This window comes from bacterium endosymbiont of Bathymodiolus sp. 5 South (assembly GCF_900128535.1).
GTDB lineage: Bacteria > Pseudomonadota > Gammaproteobacteria > PS1 > Pseudothioglobaceae > Thiodubiliella.
Map to the genome: position 1 here is coordinate 1 of NZ_FQTR01000084.1, position 8331 is coordinate 8331.

The following is an 8331-nucleotide window of genomic DNA, read 5'->3' on the forward strand; positions in this document are numbered from 1 at the left end:
CATCAAAACGCCATTTTTCACCAACTTGACAATTTTATAAAACACAGCCATAGCTTTGCTATGACTATATTTCATAAAATCACCAAGTTGGCAAAACTTGTCATTTTGCTAATCATCCCTACTTATGCAAAAGTCTCATAATGTTTTAAAAATTACATAAATAAAAAAAATATGAAAAACAAAAATATCGTTATTGCACTTCTAATGTTTTCTAGTTTAATGGCGTGCACGCCAAAAGAAACGCACAATATTGTTAAAGAAACCCATGTTAATGCGTATCAGCAACCTTATTCTGGAAAGCGAGTAGATGTTATTATTGGCTCTTTTGAGAATAATTCTGATTATATGCGTGGCTTATTTACGGCTGGTTCTGATAAATTAGGCAATCAAGCCAATACCATTCTAAAAACACATTTGCAGCAAAGCAATCGTTTCAATGTGATGGATCGTCAAAACATGAAAAGCAATATGCAAGAAGCAAAGTTTATGGGTGCAAAACAAAATATTAAGGGTGCTCATTATGTTGTCACCGGCAGCGTAACAGAATTTGGTAGGAAAGTAACAGGAAGTAGAATGCTGGGCGGTATCTTGGGTTCAAGCAAACAACAAACCGCCTATTCAAAGGTGTCACTCAATATTGTTGATGTGCTCACTTCTCAAGTGGTTTATTCTGTGCAAGGTGCAGGAGAATACACTTTATCCCATGAAGAGTTACTTGGCTTTGGTGGTAGTTCAGGCTACGATGCAACTTTAAATGGCAAAGTGCTTAACTTGTCTATTATGGAAGCCATTAACAATATGACTAGGGATATGCAGAATAATGTGTGGAAAATTGAGAAGTAATAATGGTTAAAGTTTCTTTATTAGTATCGTTAGTCAGTGTACTTTTGTTAAGCGGTTGTGGTAATAATCACTTGTATTATTGGGGGCAATACGAAAATATTGTGCGACAATCTTATGTAGCACCTGATGAAGTAGATACAGCCACTCAAATTTCTGAACTTGAGATTGATTTAAGAAAAGCCAAAGATTCGGGCAAGAAAGTCGCTCCTGGCTTTTATGCACATCTAGGTATGATGTATGCCAAGCAAGGAAACACAGTTAAGTCTGAGGCAATGCTTTTACAAGAAAAGGCGTTATTTCCAGAGTCAAGCGTACTGATTGACGGCATGCTTGAGCGTGCCAAGAAAAATCAAGGAATACAATGAAAAAAATATTAAAATTGGGTTTTCTAATTGCCTTTTTATCTATTTTTATTGTCGGATGCAATAAACATGAAGTAAAGCCTTATGATTACACGGCATTTAAAAAAAGCAAGCCTAGGTCAATTGTTGTTATACCGCCAAAAAACAATTCCATTGAGGTTAATGCATCTTATATTTACCTGTCTACACTAACAAAACCATTGGCTGAAAAAGGCTATTATGTCTTGCCTGTTGCAGTTATTGATCAATTTTTAAAAGAAAATGGCTTGCCAACACCTGCTGAAATGAATGGCATTCCGCTGGAAAAAATTAGAGAGCACACAGGGGCTGATGCAGTGTTATATGTTGAGATTGAAGAGTTTGGGCAAAAATATTTAGTCCTTTCTTCTGTTGCTATTGTAAGGGCAAAGCTTAAATTGGTTGACACAAAGACAGGTGAGCTGCTTTGGGAGTCTGGTGCTTTTGCAAGATTAGATTCTAATAATTCTAATAATTCTGGTGGCATTCTTGCCAGTATAATTAGTGCTGCATTAACTCAAGTTATAGAAGATCGAACACCTGAAGCATCAGGTATGGCAAATTATTTTGCAATCCATGCAGAAAAAACAGGACTGCTTGATGGTCCTTATAAAACCCCTAAAAAGGTCTCTAAGTAAAACAAGTAAAGATTATAAAATTTCTATTATTTTGATAATAGGTATAATGCATTCATTTTATTATTTTCAAATTTTGGTTTTATGAGTAAAAAGTTTAATGTTTGTGTTGTGGGTGCAACCGGTGCGGTGGGCGAGACGATTCTTTCTATTTTAGATGAGCGAGATTTCCCGATTAATAATTTATACCCATTAGCGAGTGCCAATTCAGCAGGTAAGAGAGTATTTTGTCAGGGAAAAAGTTGGACAGTGCAGGACTTAGATACCTTTGATTTCTCTCAGGCGCAAGTGGGTTTATTCTCAGCAGGTGGTAGCATTTCTGAAAAATATGCACCGATTGCAGCGCAGGCGGGTTGTATAGTGATTGATAATACGGCACATTTTCGTCGTGATAAGGACATCCCTTTGGTAGTGCCTGAGGTTAATCCACATGCGATTGCAGAGTACACGCAGCGTAATATTATTGCCAATCCAAATTGTTCCACCATTCAAATGTTGGTGGCACTCAAGCCAATTTATGATGCGGTGGGTATTGAGCGTATTAATGTGGCAACTTATCAGGCAGTATCAGGCTCTGGCAAAGAGGCAATTAGTGAGTTAATTGAGCAAACCACTAAACTGTTAAGCGGTAATACCGAGGTTGATGTTAAAGTGTATCCAAAGCAGATTGCATTTAATGTGGTGCCACATATTGATGTGTTTCAAGACAATGGTTATACCAAAGAAGAGATGAAAATGGTGTGGGAGACGCAAAAGATTTTCGAAGACGATAATATTTTGGTCAATCCAACAGCAGTGCGTGTGCCAGTAATTTATGGGCATTCTGAGGCGATTAATATTGAAACCAAGACCAAAATTACTGCCGCTGAAGCGACTGAAATTTTATCTAAAGCGAGTGGTGTTACAGTGATGGATAAGCGTGAAGATGGTGGTTATGCAACGCCGTTTGTTGAGGCAACTAATCACGATGATACTTTTGTGAGTCGTATTCGTGAAGATATTTCTTGTGAAAAAGGACTTAATCTTTGGGTGGTTTCTGATAATATTCGTAAAGGCGCAGCATTGAACAGTATTCAAATTGCTGAAATTTTAATTAAAGAATACTTGTAAATAATTTATGTCAAAGCAAAGACTACCCACTAAAAGCTTTATTGTTGCCATTCTCTTGGCGATATTTCTAGGTCCAATTGGCTTATTTTATGCCACTGTTGTTGGCGCTTTGGTTATGCTGGTTATAACTGTAATTATTGGTTTTGTAACTTTTGGATTTGGGTTATTTATTCCTTATGTGATTTGTGTTATTTGGGCGATTATTGCAGTTAACAGCTATAATAAAGATATTTTTAATATTGTTAACCAAGGTTAAAAAATAAAACCATGATAAAAGTAGCTAGAAAAACCAATGAAACTGATATTCAAGTCGGATTAAATTTATATGGCACAGGTCAAGCAAAGATTGATACTGGCGTACCATTTTTAGACCATATGTTGGACCAAATTGCACGCCATGGTTTGATGGATTTAACCATTAAATGTGATGGTGATACGCAGATTGATGACCATCACAGCGTTGAAGATATTGGTATTACGCTGGGTCAGGCATTCGCAAAAGCAGCAGGTGATAAGGCAGGCTTTACTCGTTATGGGCACGCTTATGTGCCCTTAGATGAGGCATTGTCACGCGTGGTGTTAGACTTATCAGGCCGCCCAGGTTTAGAACTTAATGTGAGTTTTACCCGCGCGATGATTGGCACTTTTGATGTGGATTTAATTTCAGAGTTTTTCCAAGGCTTCGTTAATCACGCCTTAATTACTTTGCATATTGATAATTTACGCGGAGTCAATGCTCACCACCAAGCGGAAACGATTTTTAAGGCATTTGGTAGAGCATTAAGAATGGCAGTTACATTAGATGAGCGCCAAGCAGGCGTTATTCCATCGACCAAAGGCACATTGTAAAATAAATGCCCCAGAGTATTGCAATTATTGATTATGGTATGGGTAATGTTCGTAGCGTGCAAAAGGCATTAGAACATGTGGCGCCGAATGACAAAATCTTTCTTACCGATAATGTAGATTTAATTAATGATGCAGACCGAATTGTGTTTCCAGGACAGGGCGCAATCGGTGCGTGTATGCAAAAGTTAAATGAGCACCAATTAGTTGATGTGATTAAACAAGCCGCAGATAAAAAACCTTTTTTAGGTATTTGTTTAGGTTTGCAATTGTTATTTGACCATTCACAAGAAAATGGTGGCACTCAAGGGTTGTCTATTCTTGCGGGTGATGTTGTGCATTTTGCAAAAAGTGAATTGCACGCACAGAGTACAAGTTTTGTAGAAATGGAAAAAACACCGACTAACTCAACTTTGAAAATCCCACATATGGGCTGGAATACCGTTAAGCAAACGCAGGAGCATCCACTTTGGCATAATATTGAAGATAATGCGCGTTTTTATAGTGTACATAGTTATTATGTTAAGCAAGATGATGCATCCGTGGTTGTTGGGTCAAGTGATTATGGTATTGACTTTACTTGTGCGGTTGCCAAAGATAATCTATTTGCGGTGCAATTCCACCCTGAAAAATCTCAGCACGATGGTTTACAATTACTTAAAAATTTTGTTAATTGGGATATTTGAGATTGTCTAATTCAATGAGTAAGCGTGTTTTATCATGATGTGCAACATCTAACCAAGAACGATTCTCTAGCGCACCAACTAAAGCGTACAAAAAACACAAATGTGGTTCTTTCATTCTAATATAAGCTTCTAGCGCACCAATCTTTTCCAAATCTTTTTTCGTATATACCCCAATAGCATTTAATTGCTGTTCGCTGGCAGCCCCTAGACCTTTTAGTTGTGAAATCTCACCCATGCAATACATTATAGCAATTCATGACATTGGCGTGGTAGCCACCACCAAAGATATTCAAATGATTTAAGTAATGGTACAGCATATATAGGGGTTTACGCTTATCAAAGCCTGCATCAAATGGATAAGTATCATGATAACTCTGATAGAACGCAGCAGAAAATCCACCAAACATAAAGGTTAGGGCAAAATCAATCTCTCGATGCCCATAATAACTAGCACTGTCAATAAAATAAGGGTGATTTTTTCCACTTATGATATTACCCGACCATAAATCGCCATGTAACAATGCAGGCTTAATGTTGTCATCAAGCAAGTCAGGCAAAACAGTTTTTAGTGCTAACAATTGCCGATATTCATTTTGATTAATTAATCCATTTTGTTTGGCTAATTCAATTTGATGTAATAAGCGATATTGCCAATAAAATTCTGACCAGTTGCTGATGTTTTGATTAACCCCATTTGGTTGTGGTGTTTGTCCAATTTTATTATCAAACTCAAAGCCAAAATATTGTGCAGTATTTTGATGTAGTTTGGCAAGTTCAACCCCCATTTTCGTTTGTACTTTTGGGTTATGTGCGATGTCAATCCACTGAAGTATTAAGCAATATTCACAACTACCTAAGACTTTTGGCGTATGAATGCTTTGCCCTAGTAAAGCTAATTCCTTGCCTTCAGAGATGAGTTGTTGACTGGCTTTTGTTTGTGCTTTAATAAAGACTTTTTCACCATTGTCTAATATTATTTGATAAGCTTCAAACAAGCCTGTGCTGATCGATTGTTTGTGGGTTACTTGTTGCCTTAAGTGTTTTTCAATGTGCGATTCAACGAACATTACTGATTAATTAGATTGTGCTTGCAAGCAACGAATATAAGCCTGATGGTCCATGGGCGTGTTGTTTTTCTGTGAGGAAAAAATCATTTCAGCGATGCAATCCATCATTTTGTGCTCTGCTTCGTGCGGGTCTTTAACCTTGTTTAATATTTTTTGATAATATTTTTGAATACCTAAGGGTTGATTAATCGATAATTGTTCTTTAAGTGACAAATGTAGATTGATGTGTAAAAAGGGATTAACTTCGCCTTGTTCTGGAAAATAATCCAATTCTACATTGTTAATAAGTGCGTGGTATTCAGGATGCATTTCAATCACTTGCGTGAGTTGAGTTTCTAAGGGGTTAAGCCCCTCTTTATTTAAGAATTTTTGCCAAGCATTGGCAAGGAATTGGCGCTGCTGTGTTCTATCTTGAGTGTAAAGCACTTATAAATTTTTCTCTTCGTATTCGCACAGGTCAAGCAAAATACAATCAACGCATAATGGCGAACGCGCTTTACAAGTATAGCGACCATGCAAAATCATCAAGTGATGTGCTGGTACACGATACTCATCAGGAATAAATTTGACTAATTTTTTCTCTACTTCTAATACCGTTTTACCACTGGCAATTGCCGTGCGATTAGCAACACGATAAATATGTGTATCAACCGCAATTGTTGGGTGTCCGAATGCTGTGTTGAGGACTACATTGGCAGTTTTGCGACCGACACCGGGTAATGCCTCTAATTCTTTGCGTGTTTCAGGTACATTAGAGTCGTACTTATCAATCAAAATCTTACAAGCTTGAACGATATGCTTTGCCTTTGAGTTGAATAGGCCAATTGTTCTGATAGTGTCTCTAACAACATCTTCACCTAATTCGTAAATCGCCTCAGGCGTATTAGCAAGGGGGAATAGTTCGTCAGTGACTTTGTTGACACTTTTGTCAGTCGCTTGAGCGGACAAAGTCACTGCTACTAATAATTCAAAAGGAGTTGAATAATTTAATTCTGTTGTTGGCTCAGGTATCTTTTTTAATAACCTGCTAAATATTTCACTGCGTGTTTCGGCGTTCATTTTTCGTACTCCTCCTAACTCAGCGCAACATTATACCTGAGTATCAGATTAATAGCAAAATGACGCTACAAGGGTTGTTATGAGTGATTATCTAACTTTTAAAAAAACGATTCTGCATACTTTTCCAGTTGTTGCCAAAGGTTTTCTTTATCGGGATGAATTTGGCGCATAGCATTGACGCGTTTAGAATACTCGTCAATTGATAGGTAACCATTTTCCCCTGCTTGCATGCGACTTTGTACAACTTCAAACCAGTCTTCTTGCTCATCTTGGGTTAAGGATTCAGGGTAATTTCTAGCTTTAAAATGCATCAGTAGTTGGCTGAGTTTTGTATCTTTAAATTGCGGATGAAAATTCTTTAATCCTTCTACATTAAGTGTTTGAATTTGTTCACTGATACGCCTATCAGCATTATCCATAAAGCCATCATACAGCGACTGGTCAACATCAGGCGTTGGTGCTCGTTCTTGGTCATTGCGATATAAATCTTGTGCTACTTTGGCAATTTTATTTTGATTATTTTTAATAAATTCTAATCGCTGTAGACAAGCATTCATATCAATTTGTAATTGCTCAACAATTTTTGGCTCAAGTTTATAAACATTTGGTATAAACATTGGACTTTTATTGAAAATCAAATCTTTAATTTGCAATCTTTCTACCCCTTCTGGTAGTTCTGCTTGTTTGGTAAACATGAGGTTTTTTAATTCATCAATATCAAGTTCTAATAAGAGTGAGGGGTCTTGGTCCAGGTTAAAGACAATAGCACGGTCGTTATATTCTGGATGGTAGGCTAATACAGTACATAGGCGTGTGCAAGAGAGTATGGCAGGGTACATACCCGAGGTGTGCAACATTGGCTCAAAAGGTTTTATTTTACGCTCAACTGTTCTCTTCTCTCTTAGGCTAAAGGCATAATCAAATAACTGTGGTTGTGTCTGCTTAATAATTTTTGCAATGGCAATTGTGGCACGCACATCTGCTAGGGCATCGTGTGCATCATTATGCTTAATACCATTAGCAGGCGCAAGTTGGTCAAGTTTGAATATAGGCTTGCCTTCTTCATTATGTACCCATTTTAGGCTCAAATCTCTTTTTAGCGCATAACACAGACGCACCACATCTAAAATATCCCAACGGGTATTGCCATTTTTCCAATGCCAAGCATAGGGGTCAATAAAATTACGATACAAAGTATGGCGTGTAAATTCATCATCAAAACGAATAGAGTTATAACCTACTATACAAGTATTTGGCGTGGTAAATTCAGCATTGATTTTTTGAATAAATTGGTGTTCTATTAAGCCTTTTTCTTCGCAAAGTTGTGGGCTAATATTGGTTACTGCGCAGGCCTCAGGTGACGGCATACAATCGTTAGTTGGCTTGCAGTAAAACATTTGTTCATCTAAAATGTTAAGAGCTTCATCTGTGCGAATACCTGCAAATTGTGAAATTCTATCTGTCTTTGGATTGATACCAAAAGTCTCAAAATCATACCAATAAAATGTTTTCATTATTTATAAGCCTCTGCTGGTAATATTAGGTTTTATTTTACAAGGCTTATTTGACTGTTAGAAAATAATATTATTTTTAAAGAGGCCTTTGTATAAATAGGAACAATCATCAGAAACCCACTTTTCACCCACTTGGCGATTTTTTAAACCCAGCCTTAGCCCTGCTAGGACAAGGTTTAAAGAAATCACCA

The 8331-nt window shown here is 37.2% G+C and carries 12 protein-coding genes; 7 read left to right on the forward strand and 5 right to left on the reverse strand.

All coding sequences use genetic code 11. The features are described 5' to 3' along the window. The first annotated feature begins 171 nt into the window (after positions 1-171). From BBROOKSOX_RS07720 to hisH, 7 genes are all read left to right on the forward strand, one after another. Positions 172-843, forward strand: a complete 672-nt coding sequence (locus BBROOKSOX_RS07720; RefSeq protein ID WP_139660661.1) for a CsgG/HfaB family protein — start codon at positions 172-174, stop codon at positions 841-843. Positions 844-845: 2 nt separating this feature from the next. Further along, entirely contained in the window at positions 846-1208 is a 363-nt protein-coding gene (locus BBROOKSOX_RS07725) for a DUF4810 domain-containing protein (RefSeq protein WP_139660663.1), read from the forward strand. Further along, on the forward strand, positions 1205-1861 hold the full coding sequence (locus BBROOKSOX_RS07730; protein WP_139660666.1) for a DUF799 domain-containing protein: 657 nt from the start codon (positions 1205-1207) through the stop codon (positions 1859-1861). Before BBROOKSOX_RS07725 ends, BBROOKSOX_RS07730 begins: the two co-directional genes overlap by 4 nt. A gap of 81 nt (positions 1862-1942) precedes the next feature. Beyond that, positions 1943-2968 (forward strand): aspartate-semialdehyde dehydrogenase, encoded by a 1026-nt coding sequence (locus tag BBROOKSOX_RS07735; RefSeq protein WP_139660668.1) that lies wholly within the window; start codon positions 1943-1945, stop codon positions 2966-2968. A gap of 7 nt (positions 2969-2975) precedes the next feature. Then, positions 2976-3224, forward strand: a complete 249-nt coding sequence (locus BBROOKSOX_RS07740) for a hypothetical protein (protein WP_139660671.1) — start codon at positions 2976-2978, stop codon at positions 3222-3224. Between the two features lie 11 nt (positions 3225-3235). Then, positions 3236-3817 carry an imidazoleglycerol-phosphate dehydratase HisB gene (gene hisB, locus BBROOKSOX_RS07745; RefSeq protein WP_139660673.1) on the forward strand — a complete coding sequence of 194 codons (582 nt, stop codon included), beginning with the start codon at positions 3236-3238 and terminating at the stop codon, positions 3815-3817. A 5-nt stretch (positions 3818-3822) separates the two neighbouring features. Next, complete coding sequence (hisH, locus tag BBROOKSOX_RS07750) at positions 3823-4500, forward strand: imidazole glycerol phosphate synthase subunit HisH (RefSeq protein ID WP_139660675.1); 678 nt, start codon at positions 3823-3825, stop codon at positions 4498-4500. On the opposite strand, the gene BBROOKSOX_RS07755 is transcribed toward hisH, so the two are convergent. From BBROOKSOX_RS07755 to sbcB, 5 genes are all read right to left on the reverse strand, one after another. Further along, entirely contained in the window at positions 4484-4735 is a 252-nt protein-coding gene (locus tag BBROOKSOX_RS07755) for a TfoX/Sxy family DNA transformation protein (protein WP_139660678.1), read from the reverse strand. The genes hisH and BBROOKSOX_RS07755 overlap by 17 nt on opposite strands. Further along, positions 4728-5567 carry a fructosamine kinase family protein gene (locus BBROOKSOX_RS07760; protein ID WP_139660681.1) on the reverse strand — a complete coding sequence of 280 codons (840 nt, stop codon included), beginning with the start codon at positions 5565-5567 and terminating at the stop codon, positions 4728-4730. Before BBROOKSOX_RS07760 ends, BBROOKSOX_RS07755 begins: the two co-directional genes overlap by 8 nt. Positions 5568-5573: 6 nt before the next feature. After that, complete coding sequence (locus tag BBROOKSOX_RS07765) at positions 5574-5993, reverse strand: DUF1841 family protein (RefSeq protein WP_139660684.1); 420 nt, start codon at positions 5991-5993, stop codon at positions 5574-5576. Beyond that, on the reverse strand, positions 5994-6626 hold the full coding sequence (nth, locus tag BBROOKSOX_RS07770; RefSeq protein ID WP_139660685.1) for an endonuclease III: 633 nt from the start codon (positions 6624-6626) through the stop codon (positions 5994-5996). A 98-nt stretch (positions 6627-6724) separates the two neighbouring features. Further along, entirely contained in the window at positions 6725-8140 is a 1416-nt protein-coding gene (gene sbcB / locus BBROOKSOX_RS07775) for an exodeoxyribonuclease I (RefSeq protein WP_139660687.1), read from the reverse strand. Positions 8141-8331: the final 191 nt, after the last annotated feature.